Below are 286 nucleotides of genomic sequence, written 5' to 3'. Positions count from 1 at the left end.
AGGCGAGGCTGAAAAGCGTAGTCGATGGGAAGCAGGTTAATATTCCTGCACTTGGTGTTACTGCGAAGGGGGGACGGAGAAGGCTAGGTTATCCGGGCGACGGTTGTCCCGGTTTAAGCGTGTAGGCTGATACCTTTGGTAAATCCGGGGTATCTTAAGGCTGAGGCGTGACGACGAGCCACCACGGTGGTGAAGTAACTGATGCCCTGCTTCCAGGAAAAGCCTCTAAGCTCCAGGTAACACGAAATCGTACCCCAAACCGACACAGGTGGTCAGGTAGAGAATA

Annotated in this window: 1 rRNA gene; it reads left to right on the top strand. The window is 53.5% G+C overall.

Annotated features, from left to right (window positions below):
- Positions 1-286: ribosomal RNA gene (locus tag IB226_RS23095) — 23S ribosomal RNA — on the top strand; the annotation flags it as partial.

Origin of the sequence: Pantoea sp. PNT03 (genome assembly GCF_014852515.1) — a bacterium.
Lineage (GTDB): Bacteria > Pseudomonadota > Gammaproteobacteria > Enterobacterales > Enterobacteriaceae > Pantoea > Pantoea leporis.
Note: the sequence above shows the minus strand (reverse complement) of the source record. Positions and strands in the feature narration are given on the sequence as shown.